The sequence below is a fragment of the Streptomyces lunaelactis genome (assembly GCF_003054555.1).
GTDB lineage: Bacteria > Actinomycetota > Actinomycetes > Streptomycetales > Streptomycetaceae > Streptomyces > Streptomyces lunaelactis.
The window spans coordinates 5839638-5858413 of record NZ_CP026304.1; the positions used below are offsets into that span (position 1 = coordinate 5839638).

The following is an 18776-nucleotide window of genomic DNA, read 5'->3' on the forward strand; positions in this document are numbered from 1 at the left end:
ATCTCGCTCACAGTCCGGGCCCGGCAGGGCAAGGCGGCGGCCGAGACGAAACAGCAGGTGAACCAGGGCTCGTGCCCACCGTGTCCGACACGGTGGGCACGAGCCTTCTCTCACTGAGTTCTCACGACCCTGTGCAACCCTTCTGGGCACTCCGCCGTCTCACAAGTGGCATATCAAAGCTTGACAGAGCGGACAAACCGTGCCCGAGCGCTACGGCCGGGGGGTAAGCAGGACCTACGAGGGCTTGAGGAGATATGGCCGAGCAGAGCAGCAGCGACAGTCGAATACGCAGCCGGGGCAAGCGCCGTAAGCAGCCCACCAAGGGCCGCCGGGCGATGACGATCGCCGCGTGGTCCGCGGCAGGTCTGGTGCTCGTCGGCGGATCCGGCCTCGGTTACGTCTACTTCAAGCTCAACGGCAACATCAAGGGCGTCGACATCAACGCCGCACTCGGCACCGACCGCCCCGAGAACGTCGACAACGGCTCCATGGACATTCTGGTCCTGGGCTCCGACTCCCGCTCCGGCGCGAACTCCGAGTACGGCACGGACGAGGGCGCAGCCCGCTCCGACACCGCGATGATCGTGCACGTCTACGAGGGCCACAAGAAGGCCAGTGTCGTCTCCGTGCCGCGTGACACCCTCGTCGACCGCCCGCAGTGCGCCGACCCGAAGGGCAAGACCGTCTCCGGCGAGACGCGCGCCATGTTCAACACGGCGTACGAGGTCGGCGGACCGGCCTGTGCGGTGAAGACCGTCGAGAAGATGTCCGGCATCCGCATGGACCACTACATCGAGGTCGACTTCACCGGCTTCAAGACGCTCATCGACAAGCTGGGCGGTGTGGAGATCACCACCACCAAGCGCATCGACGACTCAAAGAGCCATCTGAGCCTGGAGCCCGGCACGCACACCCTCGACGGGGAGCAGTCGCTCGGTCTCGTACGGACCCGCAAGAGCGTCGGCGACGGCAGTGACCTCGGCCGAATACAGCTCCAGCAGGCCTTTATGAAGGCGTTCATCAACCAGGTCAAGAACGTCGGGGTCTTCACCAACCCGAAGAAGCTGTTCGACGTCGCCGACACCGCCACCAAGGCGATCACGCCCGACTCCGAGCTCGACTCGGCCAACGAGTTGATGACCTTCGCCAGGGGGCTGAGCGGTCTCGGCGCCGAGGACGTACAGATGATCACGCTGCCGGTGGAGTACGACCCGGCCGACCCCAACCGTGTGGTCCCGCTGAAGGCCGCATCTCTGCAGGTCTGGACGGCGCTCAAGCAGGACAAGCCGATTCCCGCGTCCGCCGTCAAGGATTCCGCGGGCGACAAGGGCGCCGCCGGGTCCCTGGTGAACAGCAACTAGCACTCTTAGTAGCGTTTGGGAATAGTTCCGGCTCGACCCCGGTTTTGGGAGATGCGGCCGGTCCTGGCAGACTGGTACGTCGGCCCCGGTTCACGTACGAGCAATCCGCACGTACGACCCGGTGCCCTCCCGAAACTAGGAGACACCTTGAAGCGCGAGATCCACCCCGAGTACGTCGAGACCCAGGTCAGCTGTACCTGTGGCGCGTCGTTCACCACCCGTAGCACCATCACGTCCGGCTCCGTCCGGGCCGAGGTCTGCTCCGCGTGCCACCCGTTCTACACGGGCAAGCAGAAGATCCTCGACACCGGTGGCCGTGTGGCCCGCTTCGAGGCCCGCTTCGGCAAGGCTGCCGGCTCCGCCAAGAAGTAGCGAGCCACTGCGCCGGTCCTCGGCTGCCCCTGTCCGGGCGGCCGGGGCCGGCGCTTTGTCCGTTCTGAGCAGCCCCCTTCGTGTACGAAACCAGGAGCCCCCGATGTTCGAGGCGGTCGAGGAATTGATCGGCGAACACGCCGATCTCGAGAAGAAGCTCGCCGACCCTTCGGTCCACGCCGACCAGGCGAACGCGCGCAGGCTGGGCAAGCGTTACGCCGAGCTGACCCCGATCATCGGCACGTACCTCTCCTGGAAGCAGACCGGGGAGGACATCCAGACCGCGCGTGAACTGGGCGCCGACGACCCGGAGTTCGCGGCGGAGGTCAAGGTGCTGGAGAAGCAGCGCGAGGAGCTCACCGAGAAGCTGCGGCTGCTGCTCGTACCGCGCGACCCCAGTGACGACAAGGACGTCATCCTCGAGGTCAAGGCGGGCGCGGGCGGCGACGAGTCCGCCCTGTTCGCCGGTGATCTGCTGCGGATGTATCTGCGCTACGCCGAGCGCGTCGGCTGGAAGACCGAGATCATCGACGCCACCGAGTCCGAGCTGGGCGGCTACAAGGACGTCCAGGTCGCGGTGAAGACCAAGGGCGGCCAGGGTGCCACCGAGCCCGGCCAGGGCGTCTGGGCGCGGCTGAAGTACGAGGGCGGGGTGCACCGCGTGCAGCGCGTGCCCGCCACCGAGTCCCAGGGCCGTATCCACACCTCCGCGGCCGGCGTGCTGGTCACGCCCGAGGCCGAGGAGATCGACGTCGAGATCCACGCCAACGACCTGCGGATCGACGTCTACCGCTCGTCGGGCCCCGGCGGCCAGTCCGTCAACACCACGGACTCCGCGGTGCGCATCACGCATCTGCCGACCGGCATCGTCGCTTCCTGCCAGAACGAGAAGAGCCAGCTCCAGAACAAGGAGCAGGCGATGCGTATCCTGCGCTCCAGGCTGCTCGCCGCGGCGCAGGAGGAGGCCGAGAGCAAGGCGGCGGACGCGCGTCGCAGCCAGGTCCGTACCGTGGACCGCTCCGAGAAGATCCGGACGTACAACTTCCCCGAAAACCGCATCTCCGACCACCGCGTCGGCTTCAAGGCGTACAACTTGGATCAGGTCCTCGACGGGGATCTGGACGCGATGATCCAGGCCTGTGTCGATGCCGACTCCGCCGCCAAGCTCGCCGCCGCCCAGTAAGCCCAGCACACCGCCCCAGCCCCGGAGGACCAGCGTGCAGCTATCTCCCGGGGGACGACCCCCGTCCCCCCGATCTGTGCTGCTTGCCGAGGTGGCCCAGGCCACCCAGCGGCTGGCCGACGCCGGCGTACCCTCACCGCGCTTCGACGCGGAGGAGCTCGCGGCGTTCGTGCACGGCGTGAAGCGGGGAGAGCTGCACAACGTGCCGGACGGCGACTTCGACGCCCGCTACTGGGAGACCGTCGCCCGCCGCGAGGCCCGTGAGCCGCTCCAGCACATCACCGGACGCGCCTTCTTCCGCTATCTGGAGCTGCAGGTCGGCCCCGGCGTCTTCGTGCCCCGCCCGGAGACCGAGTCGGTCGTCGGCTGGGCCATAGACGCCGTACGGGCCATGGATGTCGTCGAGCCCCTGATCGTCGATCTGTGCACGGGCTCCGGGGCCATCGCGCTCGCCATGGCGCAGGAGGTGCCGCGCTCGCGGGTGCACGGCGTGGAGCTCTCCGAGGACGCGCTGAGGTGGACCCGCAAGAACGCCGAGGGCTCGCGGGTCACCGTCCACCAGGGCGACGCGCTGAGCGCCCTGCCGGAGCTGGACGGCCAGGTCGACCTGGTCATCTCCAACCCGCCGTACATCCCGCTCACCGAGTGGGAGTACGTCGCGCCCGAGGCACGTGACCACGACCCGGACATGGCGCTCTTCTCCGGCGAGGACGGCCTGGACACCATCCGCGGCATCGAGCGCACCGCGCACCGGCTGTTGCGGCCGGGCGGCCTAGTCGTCATCGAGCACGCCGACACCCAGGGCGGCCAGGTGCCGTGGATCTTCAGCGAAGAGGCCGGCTGGGCCGACGCGGCCGACCACCCCGACCTGAACAAGCGGCCGCGTTTCGCGACCGCGCGCAAGGCCATGCCGTGACCGGCGATCCTGAATCGCAGCATCAACTCCAGACTCTGCAGACCCAGTTCGAGGAGGGCCGTTAAATGGCACGGCGATACGACTGCAACGACGCGACCGACCGTACGACTGGTCTGCGGGAAGCCGCGTCGGCCGTCCGCCGCGGCGAGCTGGTCGTGCTGCCCACCGACACCGTGTACGGGATCGGTGCGGACGCCTTCGGCTCCGAGGCGGTCGCCGACCTGCTGGAGGCCAAGGGTCGCGGCCGCAATATGCCCACCCCTGTCCTGATCGGATCCCCGAACACCCTGCACGGCCTGGTCACCGACTTCTCCGAGCAGGCCTGGGAGCTGGTCGACGCCTTCTGGCCCGGCGCGCTGACGCTGGTCGCCAAGCACCAGCCCTCGCTCCAGTGGGACCTGGGTGACACCCGGGGCACCGTCGCGATCCGGATGCCGCTGCACCCGGTCGCGATCGAGCTGCTCACCGAGGTCGGCCCGATGGCGGTCTCCAGTGCGAACCTCACCGGGCACCCGGCGCCCGAGGACTGCGACGCCGCGCAGGAGATGCTCGGCGACGCGGTCTCGGTCTATCTGGACGGCGGCCCCACGCCGGGCATCGTGCCGTCCTCGATCGTCGACGTCACGGGCAAGGTCCCGGTGCTGCTGCGTGAGGGAGCGCTCTCACCGGATGAACTGCGCAAGGTCGTACCCGACCTCGAGGTGGCCAATTGACCGCCCCTGAGGGGCGTGGCATAGCGGAATCCTGGGGGTCCTCCCGGACGGACTCTGGGGGAATCACCTCCACTTTCCGCATCCTCCACGTCAGCACCGGCAACGTCTGCCGCTCGCCGATCACCGAGCGGCTGACCCGGCATGCCCTGAGCGACCGCCTCGGCGATCCGCTCACGCGCGGCCTGATCGTGGAGAGTGCGGGCACCTGGGGCCATGAGGGCGCCCCGATGGAGGCCAACGCCGAGATCGTCCTCGCGGACTTCGGCGCGGACGCGACGGGGTTCGTCGGCCGTGAACTGCTCGACGAGCATGTGATCCGGGCGGATCTGGTGCTCACGGCGACGCGGGACCATCGCGCGCAGGTGATCTCGATGGGCCACTCGGCGGGCCTGCGGACCTTCACGCTCAAGGAGTTCACCCGGCTCGTACGGGCCATAGACCCGGCGACGCTGCCGGATGCACGGGACGAGGGCGTGGTGGAACGCGCCCGCGCGCTGGTGCGCGCGGCGGCGGCACTGCGTGGCTGGCTGCTGGCGCCGAGCCCGGACGCGGATGAGGTGTACGACCCGTACGGGGCGCCGATCACGTTTTTCCGCTCGATCGGGGATGAGATCAACCAGGCGCTGGACCCGGTGGTGACCGCCCTGACGGGCGTCTCCGCGCGTCACTGAGACCTTGAGCCCCGCCGGCGATCGAGGCGCGGGCTCGGGGCGGAGCCCCGAAGAAAGATCCCCCGGACACCAGGCAGCCCCACACGCCCAGGCCTACATTGGAATCGCCGCCACTCCACCGCGAGGCCCGGAGCCCAAGATGTCGGTCACCGCCGCACCAGACGCCGTCCGAATGACCCACCACGGCGCGGACTTCGACGCGCTGCGCCGGCAGGATCCCCAGATCGCCGAAGTGCTCCTGGGCGAGCTGGAGCGGCAGAGCGACAGCCTTCAGCTCATCGCCGCCGAGAACTTCACCTCGCCCGCCGTCCTCGCCGCCCTGGGCTCCCCGCTCGCCAACAAGTACGCCGAGGGCTACCCCGGCGCCCGCCACCACGGCGGCTGCGAGCTCGTCGACACCGCCGAGCGGATCGCCGTCGAGCGCGCCACCGCCCTCTTCGGTGCCGAGCACGCCAATGTGCAGCCGCACTCCGGCTCCTCCGCCGTACTCGCGGCCTACGCGGCGCTGCTCAAGCCCGGCGACTCGGTGCTCGCCATGGGCCTGCCGTACGGCGGTCACCTCACCCACGGCTCGCCCGCGAACTTCTCCGGGCGCTGGTTCGACTTCGTCGGGTACGGCGTCGACGCCGAGAGCGGACTTATCGACTACGACCAGGTGCGCACCCTCGCGCGAACGCACCGGCCCAAGGCCATCGTCTGCGGTTCCATCTCCTATCCGCGCCATCCCGACTACGCCGCCTTCCGGGTGATCGCGGACGAGGTGGGGGCGTATCTGATCGCCGATGCCGCGCACCCCATGGGCCTCATCGCCGGCGGCGCGGCCCCCAGCCCCGTCCCGTACGCCGATGTGGTGTGCGCCACCACCCACAAGGTCCTGCGCGGACCGCGCGGCGGAATGATCCTGTGCGGGTCCGAGCTCGCCGAGCGCATCGACCGGGCGGTCTTCCCGTTCACCCAGGGCGGTGCCCAGATGCACACGATCGCCGCCAAGGCCGTCGCCTTCGGTGAGGCGTCGACGCCGGCCTTCACGGCGTACGCCCATCAGGTCGTCGCCAACGCCCGCGTACTTGCCGACGGGCTCGAGGCGGAGGGCTTCGCGGTGCTCACGGGCGGCACCGACACCCATCTGATCAGCGCGGATCCGGCTCCGCTGGGCGTGGACGGCAGGAAGGCCCGCGGCCGGCTCGCCGCGGCGGGCATGGTCCTCGACACCTGTGCACTGCCGTACGGGGACGGGAGAGGCATCCGCCTGGGTACCGCTGCCGTCACCACCCAGGGCATGCGCGAGACGGAGATGGAGCGGATCACGGCCCTGTTCACTGCGGCGATGCGTGAAGAGGGCGAGGAGACGCGGAAGGTGCGTACGGAAGTACGCGAGCTGGCCGGTAGATTTCCGCCCTATCAGGGGTAGCCGGAACGTCGTGCAACCATCGCCGGCCCCCGTATGTCCTCAAGCATGTGGCTACCAGAGCTAGGGTGTGGGGCTGAGATGGCCAGCGATTCCTGTGGGGCAGCCCGTGCGTGATTACCTCCTGACGCTCTGTGTCACGGCTGCGGTGACGTATCTGCTGACCGGGCCGGTGCGGAAGTTCGCCATCGCGACCGGTGCGATGCCGGAGATCCGTGCCCGTGACGTACACCGAGAGCCGACACCGCGACTCGGCGGTATCGCCATGTTCTTCGGTCTGTGCGCGGGTCTGCTGGTCGCCGACCATCTGCAGAACCTCAACAGCGTCTTCGAGCTGTCCAACGAACCGCGCGCGCTGCTCTCCGGCGCGGCCCTGATCTGGATCATCGGTGTCCTCGACGACAAGTTCGAGATCGACGCACTGATCAAGCTGGGCGGCCAGATGATCGCCGCGGGCGTGATGGTCATGCAGGGTCTGACGATCCTGTGGATCCCCGTCCCCGGCGTGGGCACCGTCTCGCTGACCCAGTGGCAGGGCACCCTGCTGACCGTCGCCCTCGTGGTCATCACCATCAACGCGGTGAACTTCGTGGACGGTCTGGACGGTCTGGCCGCCGGCATGGTCTGCATCGCCGCCGCGGCCTTCTTCCTGTACGCGTACCGGATCTGGTTCAGCTACGGCATCGAGGCGGCCGCCCCCGCCAGCCTGTTCACCGCGATCCTGATGGGCATGTGCCTCGGCTTCCTGCCGCACAACATGCACCCCGCGCGCGTCTTCATGGGCGACTCGGGCTCGATGCTGATCGGCCTGGTGCTCGCGGCGGCCGCGATCTCGGTCACGGGTCAGGTGGACCCGGACGCCCTGAAGATCTTCGAGGGCGGTACGCGTGAGGCCACGCATGCCGCGCTGCCGGTCTTCATCCCGCTGCTGCTGCCGCTGACGATCATCGCGATCCCTGTCGCGGACCTGGTGCTCGCGATCGTCCGTCGTACGTGGAACGGACAGTCGCCGTTCGCCGCCGACCGCGGCCATCTCCACCACCGGCTGCTGGAGATCGGGCATTCGCACAGCCGCGCAGTGCTGATCATGTACTTCTGGTCGGCGCTGATCGCCTTCGGTGTCGTCGCGTACTCGGTGCACTCGGCGTCGATGTGGAGCGTGATGCTCATCGTGGCGCTGAGCGCGGTCGGCCTGGTGCTTCTGCTGCTGCCGCGGTTCACGCCACGGGCCCCACGCTGGGCGGAGGCCTTTGTGCCGCCGCGTTACCGGCGCCGCAAGGTCCGTAGCGAGTTGGAGACGCTGCCGTCGCTCTCGTACGAGAGAGGCGAGCGCACCGAGGTCCTGGCCGGGATGGAGCCGGTGGCGGCCGAGGCAGAGCCCGAGGAGCGGACTCCGGTCCCGGCGGGCGTCAACGGCGCTACCGCGATCGGACCCCGTTCGCGCTTCCCGGACCGGCGGAAGGCCGGCACCCGCGGGTGACGAGTCATCGTTTGTGCCGCCAATAGCAGACATAGGGCCCACTTTTCTTGCACACACGCGCGCGGTCACTCTCATGTGTGACAGTCAGCACACTTCTCAGGTAAAGACCTCATCAAATAGTTTGTGATACCGTTCACGAGACCCGGAGACAGAGCCGAAAGACCGTAGTGCGACGGTCCTTTGGCCCCGAGGACCCAACTCGGACCGGGCTTACGCTCGTCCATGACGACACCACTGCCCCCACCGAGCAAGCGGAGCTGCCGCCATGCCGTCCAACGACGTCCGGACTCTCCTTCGAACCGCCGTACCCACCGCTGCCGCCGGCGCTGTCGCCGTCGCGATCAGCGCGTTGGTTGCCGGTGGCAAGGGAGCTCTCGGCGCTGTCGTCGCGACGCTGATTGTGATCCTCTTCATGGGGATCGGGCTGCTGGTCCTGGAGCGGACGGCCAAGTCGCTTCCGCATCTCTTCCAGGCCATGGGGCTCATGCTCTATACGGCGCAGATTCTGCTGCTGTTCATCTTCGTGGCCGCATTCAAGAACACCACGCTGTTCAACCCGAAGGCCTTCGCCATCACGCTGGTCGCAGCGACCCTCGTATGGATCGCCGCGCAGACCCGTGCGCACATGAAAGCCAAGATTCTTTATGTCGAACCGGACTCCTCCGAGGGCAAGAAGCCCGAGAACAAGGGGTCTTCGTCGTGAGGGGTAGGGCCGGGATAAGGAGCAGTTCGAGACCCTGCTATCGTCCGGTGCCAACTGCGGCACTGCGGGCGCGGGCATCTGAGCTGACGCCTGTCCCATCGCGAGGCTCCATGCCTGACAGCCGCCCCCACATCCGTAACACCAGTCCAGTGCCGATCAGCGGCTGTGCGCCGCGCCGACACAACGAGGTTGCCGTACCTATGCGCCACGCTGAAGGAGCCCGCGGTGAGTGCTGACCCGACGACGGTGCTCGCCTTCGAGACCGACTGCCACATCTTCGACGGTTGTGGTTTCCAGGCTCCCGGCCTGCACTCGTTCCTGTTCGAGCCGATCTTCGGCGACGCGGACAGCAACATCTACTTCAACAAGACGATGCTGCTGGCCCTGCTCGGCACCGTCATCATCGTCGGCTTCTTCTGGGCGGCCTTCCGTAAGCCGAAGGTTGTTCCCGGCAAGCTGCAGATGGTCGCCGAGGCCGGCTACGACTTCGTACGCCGCGGAATCGTCTACGAGATCATCGGCAAGAAGGACGGCGAGAAGTACGTCCCGCTGATGGTGTCGCTGTTCTTCTTCGTCTGGATGATGAACCTCTGGTCGATCATTCCGATCGCCCAGTTCCCGGTGACGTCGATCATCGCCTACCCGGCGGCTCTCGCGATCATCGTCTACATCGTCTGGATGAGCCTGACCTTCAGGACCCACGGTTTTGTCGGCGGCTTCAAGAACCTGACCGGCTACGACAAGTCGCTCGGCGCGGTTCTGCCGATGGTCATGGTCATCGAGTTCTTCTCGAACGTGCTGGTCCGCCCCTTCACGCACGCGGTCCGACTCTTCGCGAACATGTTCGCGGGACACACCCTGCTGCTGCTCTTCACGATCGCCAGCTGGTACCTGCTGAACGGAATCGGCATCGCCTACGCGGGTGTCTCGTTCGTGATGGTCCTGGTCATGACCGTCTTCGAGCTGTTCATCCAAGCGGTTCAGGCCTACGTCTTCGTGCTCCTGGCCTGCAGCTTCATCCAGGGCGCACTCGCCAAGCACCACTGACCGCCCACCCGAACCCATAGTCGTCCGGTGGCCAACCCCCACCGGTCCGTGAAAGAGAAGGAAGAACTGGCATGTCCCAGACCCTTGCTGCCGTCACCGGCTCCCTCGGCTCCATCGGTTACGGCCTCGCCGCCATCGGCCCCGGCGTCGGCGTCGGCATCATCTTCGGTAACGGCACCCAGGCTCTTGCTCGCCAGCCCGAGGCGGCCGGCCTGATCCGCCAGAACCAGATCCTCGGCTTCGCCTTCTGTGAGGCGCTCGCCCTGATCGGTCTGGTCATGCCGTTTGTCTACGGCGTCTGATCTTCGGATCCACGACCAGCCAACTAGACGAAAGGCACTGATGTGAACCCTCTGGTTCAGTTCGCGGCCGAGGAGGCGGAGAACCCCCTCATTCCGCCGTGGCCCGAGGTAGTCATCGGCCTGCTCGCCTTTGTCATCGTCTTCGGTTTCCTCACCAAGAAGCTCCTCCCGAACATCAACAAGGTTCTGGAGCAGCGCCGAGAGGCCATCGAAGGTGGCATCGAGCAGGCCGACGCGGCCAAGATCGAAGCCGAGAGCGTGCTCGAGCAGTACAAGGCTCAGCTCGCCGAGGCCCGCCACGAGGCCGCTCGCCTGCGCCAGGAGGCGACCGAGCAGGGCACCGCGATCATCCAGGAGATGAAGGCGGAAGGCCAGCGGCAGCGTGAGGAGATCATCGCTGCCGGTCACGCTCAGATCGAGGCCGACCGCAAGGCCGCGGCCGCTGCGCTGCGTCAGGACGTGGGCAAGCTCGCCACCGATCTGGCCGGCAAGCTCGTCGGTGAGTCCCTCGAGGACCACGCCCGGCAGAGCCGCACCATCGACCGCTTCCTCGAAGGACTCGAGGACAGCGCTTCGAAGGCCGAGGCGACCCGATGACCATGCACGGAGCGAGCCGCGAGGCACTGGCTGCCGCACGCGAGTCTCTCGACGCGCTGACCGACAACACGTCGGTCGACGTGGCGAAGCTCGCCGAGGAGCTGGCCGCCGTCACCGTGCTGCTCGACCGTGAGGTGTCGTTGCGTCGGGTCCTGACCGACCCGGCGCAGGCCGGCGAGGCCAAGGCCGAGCTGGCAGGGCGACTGCTGCGCGGTCAGGTGGGCGGCGAGACCGTCGACCTGATCTCCGGCACGGTCCGTTCCCGCTGGTCGCAGTCGCGCGACCTGGTCGACTCGGTCGAGGAGCTGGCGGCCACCGCCGACCTCACCGCGGCCCAGCGGGCCGGCGCGCTCGACGACGTCGAGGACGAGCTGTTCCGGTTCGGCCGGATCGTCACGTCCAGCACCGAGCTGCGCTCCGCGCTGACCGACAAGTCGGCGCCGGCGTCCGCCAAGGGTGAGCTGCTGCGCAGCCTGCTCGGCGGCAAGGCCAATCCGGCCACCGAGCGTCTGGTCGTCCGTCTTGTGACCCAGCCCCGGGGACGTAGCCTGGAGGCGGGACTCGAGTCCCTGTCCAAGCTCGCCGCGGCGCGCAGGGACCGGATGGTCGCGGTCGTCACCTCGGCGGTACCGCTGACCGATGAGCAGAAGCAGCGCCTCGGCGCCGGTCTGGCTCGGATCTACGGCCGAGAGATGCACCTCAACCTCGACGTGGACCCCGCGGTCCTCGGCGGGATCCAGGTGCGCGTCGGCGACGAGCTGATCAACGGCACCATCGCGGAGCGCCTCGACGAGGCAAGCCGTCGCATGGCCGGCTGATCAGCCACCAATTGAACAAGCAGTACGAGCAGTAGCAGTACGAGCGGCCCGGTTGGGCCGTGCAGAGATTGCAGAAGATTCCTGGGGGTCGGCCCCCAGACCCCTTAAGAAACTTCGGGCCCAACAAGGAGAGCAGGGAACCCAGATGGCGGAGCTCACGATCCGGCCGGAGGAGATCCGGGACGCGCTGGAGAACTTTGTCCAGTCGTACCAGCCGGACGCGGCCTCGCGCGAGGAGGTCGGTACGGTCAGCGTTGCCGGTGACGGCATCGCAAAGGTCGAGGGCCTGCCCTCGGCCATGGCGAACGAGCTGCTGAAGTTCGAGGACGGCACCCTTGGTCTCGCCCTCAACCTCGAGGAGCGCGAGATCGGTGCGATCGTCCTCGGTGAGTTCAGCGGAATCGAGGAGGGCCAGCCGGTGCAGCGCACCGGTGAGGTGCTCTCCGTCGGCGTCGGCGAGGGCTACCTCGGCCGCGTTGTCGACCCGCTCGGCAACCCGATCGACGGCCTCGGCGAGATCGCGACCGACGGTCGCCGCGCCCTCGAGCTGCAGGCCCCGGGCGTCATGGTCCGTAAGTCGGTGCACGAGCCGATGCAGACCGGCTACAAGGCCGTCGACGCCATGGTGCCGATCGGCCGCGGCCAGCGTCAGCTGATCATTGGTGACCGTCAGACCGGCAAGACCGCTCTGGCCGTCGACACGATCATCAACCAGCGCGACAACTGGCGCTCGGGCGACGTGAAGAAGCAGGTTCGCTGCATCTACGTCGCCATCGGCCAGAAGGGCTCCACCATCGCGTCCGTGCGCGGTGCGCTGGAGGAGGCCGGCGCCCTCGAGTACACGACGATCGTCGCGGCTCCGGCGTCCGACCCGGCCGGCTTCAAGTACCTCGCCCCGTACACCGGTTCGGCCATCGGCCAGCACTGGATGTACCAGGGCAAGCACGTCCTGATCATCTTCGACGACCTGTCGAAGCAGGCCGACGCCTACCGCGCCGTATCGCTGCTGCTGCGCCGCCCGCCGGGCCGTGAGGCCTACCCGGGTGACGTCTTCTACTTGCACTCGCGTCTCCTCGAGCGCTGCGCCAAGCTGTCGGACGATATGGGCGCGGGTTCGATGACCGGTCTGCCGATCGTCGAGACCAAGGCGAACGACGTGTCGGCGTTCATCCCGACCAACGTCATCTCCATCACCGACGGTCAGTGCTTCCTGGAGTCGGACCTCTTCAACGCCGGTCAGCGCCCCGCGCTGAACGTCGGTATCTCGGTCTCCCGAGTCGGTGGTTCCGCGCAGCACAAGGCGATGAAGCAGGTCTCCGGCCGGCTTCGCGTCGACCTCGCCCAGTTCCGTGAGCTCGAGGCGTTCGCGTCGTTCGGCTCCGACCTGGACGCGGCCTCGAAGGCCTCGCTGGAGCGCGGTAAGCGCATGGTCGAGCTGCTGAAGCAGGGCCAGTACCAGCCGATGCCCGTCGAGGAGCAGGTCGTCTCCGTCTGGGCCGGCACCACCGGCAAGATGGACGAGGTTCCGGTCGCCGACATCCGCCGCTTCGAGAGCGAGCTGCTCGAGTACCTGCGCCGCGAGCGCAAGGAGCTCCTGACCAGCATCGCCGAGGGCGGCAAGATGTCCGACGACACGCTGCAGTCGATCGCTGACGCGATCACCGCCTTCAAGCAGCAGTTCGAGACCTCGGACGGCAAGCTTCTGGGCGAAGACGCGCCGGTCAGCACGGCCAAGTGACGACGGAAGGGACCTGACTCATGGGAGCCCAGCTCCGGGTCTACAAGCGTCGCATCAAATCCGTCACCGCGACCAAGAAGATCACCAAGGCGATGGAGATGATCGCCGCCTCGCGCATCGTCAAGGCGCAGCGCCAGGTGGCGGCCTCCACGCCGTACGCGACCGAGCTCACCCGCGCGGTCACTGCTGTGGCCACCGGGTCGAGCACCAAACACCCCCTGACCACCGAGGTGGAGTCCCCGATCCGCGCCGCGGTACTGCTCATCACGAGCGACCGCGGTCTGGCCGGCGGCTACTCCTCCAACGCCATCAAGGCGGCGGACCAGCTCACCGAGCGGCTCCGTGGTGAGGGCAAGGAGGTCGACACGTACATCGTCGGCCGCAAGGGTGTCGCCTACTACGGCTTCCGCGAGCGCAAGGTCGCGGACTCGTGGACGGGCTTCACGGACAACCCGACGTACGCGGATGCCAAGAAGATCGCGGCTCCGCTGATCGCGGCCGTCCAGCAGGACACGGCCGAGGGCGGCGTGGACGAGCTCCACATCGTCTTCACCGAGTTCATCTCGATGCTGACGCAGACGCCGGTGCAGAACCGGCTGCTGCCCCTCAGCCTCGAGAAGGCGGCCGAGGAGTCCGGTACGAAGGGCGAAATCCTTCCGCTGTTCGACTTCGAGCCGTCGGCGGAGGACGTCCTCGACGCCCTGCTGCCGCGGTACGTCGAGAGCCGGATCTACAACGCGCTGCTTCAGGCCGCTGCTTCCAAGCACGCTGCCACCCGCCGCGCGATGAAGTCGGCCACCGACAACGCCGGGGATCTCATCAAGAGCCTCTCCCGGCTTGCCAACGCGGCCCGCCAGGCCGAAATCACCCAGGAAATCAGCGAGATCGTCGGTGGCGCCAGCGCCCTGGCCGACGCGACCGCGGGGAGTGACAAGTAATGACGACCACTGTTGAGACGGCCGCCGCCACGGGCCGCGTCGCCCGGGTCATCGGCCCGGTCGTCGACGTGGAGTTCCCCGTCGACGCGATGCCGGAGATCTACAACGCGCTGACCGTTCAGGTCGCCGACCCGGCCGAGGACGGCAAGATCAAGACGCTGACCCTCGAAGTCGCCCAGCACCTGGGTGACGGCCTGGTCCGCGCGATCTCGATGCAGCCCACCGACGGTCTGGTCCGCCAGGCCACGGTGACGGACACCGGCAACGGCATCACGGTGCCGGTCGGCGAGATCACCAAGGGCAAGGTGTTCAACACCCTCGGTGAGATCCTGAACGTGGACCCGTCCACGGTCGAGATCACCGAGCGCTGGCCCATCCACCGCAAGGCGCCCGCCTTCGACCAGCTCGAGTCCAAGACCGAGATGTTCGAGACCGGCGTCAAGGTCATCGACCTTCTCACCCCGTACGTCAAGGGTGGAAAGATCGGCCTGTTCGGTGGTGCCGGTGTCGGCAAGACCGTGCTGATCCAGGAAATGATCTACCGCGTCGCCAACAACCACGACGGTGTGTCGGTGTTCGCGGGCGTCGGTGAGCGTACCCGTGAGGGCAACGACCTCATCGAGGAGATGACCGAGTCCGGCGTCATCGACAAGACGGCGCTTGTCTTCGGTCAGATGGACGAGCCCCCGGGCACCCGTCTCCGTGTCGCGCTTGCCGGTCTGACCATGGCGGAGTACTTCCGCGATGTGCAGAAGCAGGACGTGCTCTTCTTCATCGACAACATCTTCCGTTACACCCAGGCCGGCTCCGAGGTGTCCACGCTGCTCGGCCGTATGCCGTCCGCGGTGGGTTACCAGCCGAACCTGGCTGACGAGATGGGTCTGCTGCAGGAGCGCATCACGTCGACCCGCGGTCACTCGATCACCTCGATGCAGGCGATCTACGTCCCCGCGGACGACCTGACCGACCCGGCGCCGGCGACCACGTTCGCGCACCTGGACGCGACGACCGTTCTGTCGCGTCCGATCTCGGAGAAGGGCATCTACCCGGCGGTCGACCCGCTGGACTCGACGTCCCGCATCCTGGACCCGCGCTACATCGCGCAGGACCACTACGAGACCGCCATGCGCGTCAAGGGGATCCTTCAGAAGTACAAGGACCTCCAGGACATCATCGCGATCCTCGGTATCGACGAGCTGGGCGAAGAGGACAAGCTCGTTGTCCACCGCGCCCGTCGCGTCGAGCGCTTCCTGTCGCAGAACACCCACGTCGCCAAGCAGTTCACCGGCGTGGACGGTTCGGACGTGCCGCTCGAGGAGTCGATCACCGCGTTCAACTCGATCTGCAACGGTGAGTACGACCACTTCCCCGAGCAGGCGTTCTTCATGTGCGGTGGCATTGAGGACCTCAAGGCCAACGCCAAGGAGCTCGGCGTCTCCTGAGTCCCATGACTCGTGAAGGGGGGCGGGTGCGTCCCGCCCCCCTTCGTACGCCCATTAGAATTGACCCAACACCCGGCAGAACCGCCGGGTGGTGACCCGAGGAGCCACCCTTGGCTGCTGAGCTGCACGTCGAGCTGGTCGCCGCTGACCGGCAGGTCTGGTCCGGCGAGGCCACCCTGGTCGTCGCGCGCACCACGTCCGGCGACATCGGCGTCATGCCCGGTCACCAGCCGCTGCTCGGTGTGCTGGAGTCGGGCCCGGTGACGATCCGTACGAGCGAGGGCGGGACTGTCATCGCCGCTGTTCACGGCGGTTTCATCTCGTTCGCGGACAACAAGCTGTCGCTGCTGGCGGAGATCGCCGAGCTGGCCGACGAAATCGATGCCCAGCGTGCCGAGCGTGCGCTGGAGCGCGCAAAGTCGGGCGACGACGACGCCGCCGAGCGTCGCGCCGACGTCCGGCTGCGTGCGGTGGCGGTGCACTAGACACCCTGCCGACAGTCCCTTCGGGGGTCTGGGGGTCGCTCCCCAGAGAGGAACAGTCGCGTCAGCCGCGGCCCGGGCTGGAATTCTCCAGACCGTGCCGCGGCTGAGGCAGTGCAGGTGAAGGTAATAGTGGGATCCCGTTACTGGACGATGCGAGGAGGTCGGTGGAGATGTTCCTCGCTCTTCTTGTGGGCGGCCTGGTCGTCGCACTGGTGGTGGGTGCGCTTTTCGTCTTCGGACTGCGCAGACGGCTGATCCAGCGCTCCGGCGGCACTTTCGACTGCAGCCTCCGCTGGAACATCCCGGAGGAGACCGATCTCTCCGGCAAGGGATGGGTGTACGGCGTCGCCCGCTACAACAGTGACCGGATCATGTGGTTCCGGGTCTTCTCGTACGCACTCCGGCCGCGCCGCGTCCTGGAGCGCTCGTCGATCGAGGTCGTCGCGCGCCGCACCCCCGAGGGCGAGGAGGAGCTGGCGCTGCTCTCCGACGCGGTGGTGCTCGGCTGTCTGCACCGCGGGACGCGCCTGGAGCTGGCGATGAGCGAGGACGCGCTCACCGGATTCCTCGCCTGGCTGGAGGCGGCACCGCCCGGCCAGCGCGTGAACGTCGCCTGAGAACCAGACCTGAGAACCAGACCTGAGAACCAGACCTGAGAACGTGACAAAGCCCGGGAGCGCGAGTCTCCCGGGCTTCGCTGTACGCAGTGCTAGTTCAGGCCGCTGTTGATCGCGCCGACCAGCTCTCCGTTCGTCGTGTCACCGCTGAACTCCCAGAAGAACGCGCCTCCCAGGCCCTGGCTCTTCGCCCAGCTCATCTTCGAGTTGACGGTGGCCGGGGTGTCGTAGCTCCACCAGTTGCTGCCGCACTTCGCGTACGCCGTGCCGGCGATCGTCCCGGTGGCCGGGCAGCTGCTCTTGAGGACCTTGTAGTCCTCGATGCCCTGCTCGTACGTGCCGGGGGCGGGCCCTGTCGCGGTACCGCCCGGCGTCGCCTGGGTCACTCCGGTCCAGCCGCGCCCGTAGAAGCCGATGCCGAGGAGCAGCTTGGCCGATGGCACGCCCTTCGCCTTGAACTTGGCGATCGCCTCGGCGGAGTTGAAGCCCGCCTGCGGGATGCCCGGGTACGAGGTGAGCGGGGAGTGCGGGGCGGTCGGGCCCTGTGCGGCCCACGCGCCGAAGAAGTCGTACGTCATCACGTTGTACCAGTTGAGGTACTGCGCCGCGCCGCCGTAGTCGGCCGCGTCGATCTTGCCGCCGGACGAGGCGTCCGCCGTGACGGCCGCGGTGACCAGGTTGTTCGTACCGAACTTGGCGCGCATCGCCTGCATCAGGTTCTTGAACGCGGCGGGTCCGCTGGTGTCACAGGACAGACCGCAGGCGTTCGGGTACTCCCAGTCCAGGTCGATGCCGTCGAAGACATCGGCCCAGCGCGGGTCCTCCACCAGGTCGTAGCAGGACTGGGCGAAGGCCGCCGGGTTGGCCGCGGCCTGGCCGAAGCCGCCGGACCAGGTCCAGCCGCCGAACGACCACAGCACCTTGATGTGCGGGTGCTGCGCCTTGAGCTTGCGCAGCTGGTTGAAGTTGCCGCGCAGCGGCTGGTCCCAGGTGTCGGCGACGCCGTCGACGGCCTGGTCGGCGGTGTACGCCTTGTCGTAGTCGGCGTAGGCGTCACCGATGGTGCAGCGGCCGCCGGAGACATTGCCGAAGGCGTAGTTGATGTGCGTGATCTTGGAGGCCGAGCCGGAGGTCACCAGGTTCTTCACGTGGTAGTTGCGCTGGTAGACGCCCCACTCGGTGAAGTAGCCCAGCTTGACCGCGGAGCCCGGGCCCGGGCCGCCGCCACCGCCGGTCGTGCGCACCGCGCGGGCGCCGCTGACCGGTCCTGTCTGGTCTGCGGTGTCCCGCGCCTGGACGGTGTACGAGTAGTCGGTGCCGGCGGTGAGTCCGGTGTTCGTGTACGTCGTGCCGGTCACCGTCGCGACCTTGGCGCCGTCGCGCAGGACGTCGTAGTTCTTGATGCCCTTGTCGTCGGTGGCGGCGGTCCAGCTCAATGCCACCGAGGTGTCGGTGATGTTGCTCGCGGACGGGGTGCCGGGGGCGGAGGGCGGGTTGTCGCCGGGGACACTGCCGCCGTCACAGGAGCCGCCGTTGAGCTTGCAGCCGGAGGGGGCGCCGGGGCCCGCGCCGTTGAAGCCGAAGGAGACGGATGCGCCGGGGGCGAGGGTGCCGTTCCAGCTCTTGTTCTTGGCGGTCCAGTGGGTGCCGGAGCTCGTGACGTCGGCGTCCCAGGCGGAGGTGACGGACGTGCCGGAGGGGAAGTCCCACTCGACGGTCCAGGAGGCGAGGGAGGTGGTGCCGGTGTTCTTCACCGTCCACTTGCCCTCGAAGCCGGTTCCCCAGTCGGAGACCTTGGCGTAGGTGGCGGTCGCCGATGTGGCGGCTTCGGCGGGGGAGGCGAGGCCGACCATGGCGGCGAGAGGGAGCAGCAGCGCGGTCAGGCCCGCGACAGCTCTGGAGCTGAATCTTCGGTGCAGGGGGATTCGGGTTCTCAAGGGTGCTCCTCGAGTTGCGGACGGACAATAGGGGGTGGTCCGTGAAGT

Annotated in this window: 19 protein-coding genes; 18 read left to right on the forward strand and 1 reads right to left on the reverse strand. The window is 67.7% G+C overall.

Annotation, left to right across the window (positions count from 1 at the left end):
- Window positions 1-254: 254 nt before the first annotated feature.
- From SLUN_RS27105 to SLUN_RS27190, 18 genes are all read left to right on the forward strand, one after another.
- Complete coding sequence (locus SLUN_RS27105) at window positions 255-1361, forward strand: LCP family protein (protein ID WP_108152580.1); 1107 nt, start codon at window positions 255-257, stop codon at window positions 1359-1361.
- Window positions 1362-1508: 147 nt separating this feature from the next.
- A complete protein-coding gene (rpmE, locus tag SLUN_RS27110) occupies window positions 1509-1733 on the forward strand; it encodes a 50S ribosomal protein L31 (RefSeq protein ID WP_108152582.1) in 225 nt (74 codons plus the stop codon).
- A 103-nt stretch (window positions 1734-1836) separates the two neighbouring features.
- Entirely contained in the window at window positions 1837-2916 is a 1080-nt protein-coding gene (prfA, locus tag SLUN_RS27115; protein WP_108152584.1) for a peptide chain release factor 1, read from the forward strand.
- 34 nt (window positions 2917-2950) lie between these two features.
- Window positions 2951-3832 (forward strand): peptide chain release factor N(5)-glutamine methyltransferase, encoded by an 882-nt coding sequence (gene prmC / locus SLUN_RS27120; protein WP_175257456.1) that lies wholly within the window; start codon window positions 2951-2953, stop codon window positions 3830-3832.
- A gap of 65 nt (window positions 3833-3897) precedes the next feature.
- Entirely contained in the window at window positions 3898-4545 is a 648-nt protein-coding gene (locus SLUN_RS27125) for an L-threonylcarbamoyladenylate synthase (protein ID WP_108152586.1), read from the forward strand.
- A complete protein-coding gene (locus tag SLUN_RS27130; RefSeq protein WP_217502159.1) occupies window positions 4542-5216 on the forward strand; it encodes an arsenate reductase/protein-tyrosine-phosphatase family protein in 675 nt (224 codons plus the stop codon). The genes SLUN_RS27125 and SLUN_RS27130 overlap by 4 nt, the downstream gene beginning before the upstream one ends.
- A gap of 139 nt (window positions 5217-5355) precedes the next feature.
- A complete protein-coding gene (gene glyA / locus SLUN_RS27135) occupies window positions 5356-6627 on the forward strand; it encodes a serine hydroxymethyltransferase (protein WP_108152588.1) in 1272 nt (423 codons plus the stop codon).
- A 106-nt stretch (window positions 6628-6733) separates the two neighbouring features.
- A complete protein-coding gene (locus SLUN_RS27140; protein WP_108152590.1) occupies window positions 6734-8104 on the forward strand; it encodes an MraY family glycosyltransferase in 1371 nt (456 codons plus the stop codon).
- Between the two features lie 265 nt (window positions 8105-8369).
- A complete protein-coding gene (locus SLUN_RS27145; protein WP_108152592.1) occupies window positions 8370-8807 on the forward strand; it encodes a Cg1360 family ATP-synthase-associated protein in 438 nt (145 codons plus the stop codon).
- A 225-nt stretch (window positions 8808-9032) separates the two neighbouring features.
- Complete coding sequence (gene atpB, locus SLUN_RS27150) at window positions 9033-9854, forward strand: F0F1 ATP synthase subunit A (RefSeq protein ID WP_108152594.1); 822 nt, start codon at window positions 9033-9035, stop codon at window positions 9852-9854.
- A gap of 71 nt (window positions 9855-9925) precedes the next feature.
- A complete protein-coding gene (atpE, locus tag SLUN_RS27155) occupies window positions 9926-10156 on the forward strand; it encodes an ATP synthase F0 subunit C (RefSeq protein WP_108152596.1) in 231 nt (76 codons plus the stop codon).
- 42 nt (window positions 10157-10198) lie between these two features.
- Window positions 10199-10753 carry a F0F1 ATP synthase subunit B gene (locus tag SLUN_RS27160; protein WP_108152598.1) on the forward strand — a complete coding sequence of 185 codons (555 nt, stop codon included), beginning with the start codon at window positions 10199-10201 and terminating at the stop codon, window positions 10751-10753.
- A gap of 2 nt (window positions 10754-10755) precedes the next feature.
- Window positions 10756-11571 (forward strand): F0F1 ATP synthase subunit delta, encoded by an 816-nt coding sequence (locus SLUN_RS27165; protein ID WP_108154958.1) that lies wholly within the window; start codon window positions 10756-10758, stop codon window positions 11569-11571.
- A gap of 145 nt (window positions 11572-11716) precedes the next feature.
- Window positions 11717-13309: a F0F1 ATP synthase subunit alpha gene (atpA, locus tag SLUN_RS27170; RefSeq protein WP_108152600.1), complete on the forward strand. Its 1593-nt coding sequence runs from the start codon at window positions 11717-11719 to the stop codon at window positions 13307-13309.
- A 20-nt stretch (window positions 13310-13329) separates the two neighbouring features.
- Window positions 13330-14247, forward strand: coding sequence for a F0F1 ATP synthase subunit gamma (locus tag SLUN_RS27175; RefSeq protein ID WP_108152602.1), 918 nt, complete (start codon window positions 13330-13332; stop codon window positions 14245-14247).
- Window positions 14247-15689: a F0F1 ATP synthase subunit beta gene (gene atpD / locus SLUN_RS27180; protein WP_108152604.1), complete on the forward strand. Its 1443-nt coding sequence runs from the start codon at window positions 14247-14249 to the stop codon at window positions 15687-15689. Before SLUN_RS27175 ends, atpD begins: the two co-directional genes overlap by 1 nt.
- Before the next feature lie 110 nt (window positions 15690-15799).
- Window positions 15800-16174, forward strand: coding sequence for a F0F1 ATP synthase subunit epsilon (locus SLUN_RS27185; protein WP_108152606.1), 375 nt, complete (start codon window positions 15800-15802; stop codon window positions 16172-16174).
- Between the two features lie 170 nt (window positions 16175-16344).
- A complete protein-coding gene (locus SLUN_RS27190; protein WP_108152608.1) occupies window positions 16345-16791 on the forward strand; it encodes a DUF2550 domain-containing protein in 447 nt (148 codons plus the stop codon).
- A 92-nt stretch (window positions 16792-16883) separates the two neighbouring features.
- Here SLUN_RS27190 and SLUN_RS27195 read toward each other — a convergent pair whose 3' ends face one another.
- Window positions 16884-18644, reverse strand: coding sequence for a glycoside hydrolase family 18 chitinase (locus SLUN_RS27195; protein ID WP_108154959.1), 1761 nt, complete (start codon window positions 18642-18644; stop codon window positions 16884-16886).
- Between the last annotated feature and the right edge of the window lie 132 nt (window positions 18645-18776).

Coding starts and splice junctions, on each gene's coding strand:
- SLUN_RS27145 (WP_108152592.1), top strand. CDS start 8,370: ATGCCGTCCAACGACGTCCGGACTCTCCTTCGAACCGCCGTACCCACC.
- atpA (WP_108152600.1), top strand. CDS start 11,717: ATGGCGGAGCTCACGATCCGGCCGGAGGAGATCCGGGACGCGCTGGAG.
- SLUN_RS27165 (WP_108154958.1), top strand. CDS start 10,756: ATGCACGGAGCGAGCCGCGAGGCACTGGCTGCCGCACGCGAGTCTCTC.
- SLUN_RS27175 (WP_108152602.1), top strand. CDS start 13,330: ATGGGAGCCCAGCTCCGGGTCTACAAGCGTCGCATCAAATCCGTCACC.
- SLUN_RS27105 (WP_108152580.1), top strand. CDS start 255: ATGGCCGAGCAGAGCAGCAGCGACAGTCGAATACGCAGCCGGGGCAAG.
- prfA (WP_108152584.1), top strand. CDS start 1,837: ATGTTCGAGGCGGTCGAGGAATTGATCGGCGAACACGCCGATCTCGAG.
- SLUN_RS27190 (WP_108152608.1), top strand. CDS start 16,345: ATGTTCCTCGCTCTTCTTGTGGGCGGCCTGGTCGTCGCACTGGTGGTG.
- atpE (WP_108152596.1), top strand. CDS start 9,926: ATGTCCCAGACCCTTGCTGCCGTCACCGGCTCCCTCGGCTCCATCGGT.
- atpD (WP_108152604.1), top strand. CDS start 14,247: ATGACGACCACTGTTGAGACGGCCGCCGCCACGGGCCGCGTCGCCCGG.
- SLUN_RS27125 (WP_108152586.1), top strand. CDS start 3,898: ATGGCACGGCGATACGACTGCAACGACGCGACCGACCGTACGACTGGT.
- glyA (WP_108152588.1), top strand. CDS start 5,356: ATGTCGGTCACCGCCGCACCAGACGCCGTCCGAATGACCCACCACGGC.
- SLUN_RS27195 (WP_108154959.1), bottom strand. CDS start 18,644: ATGGTCGGCCTCGCCTCCCCCGCCGAAGCCGCCACATCGGCGACCGCC.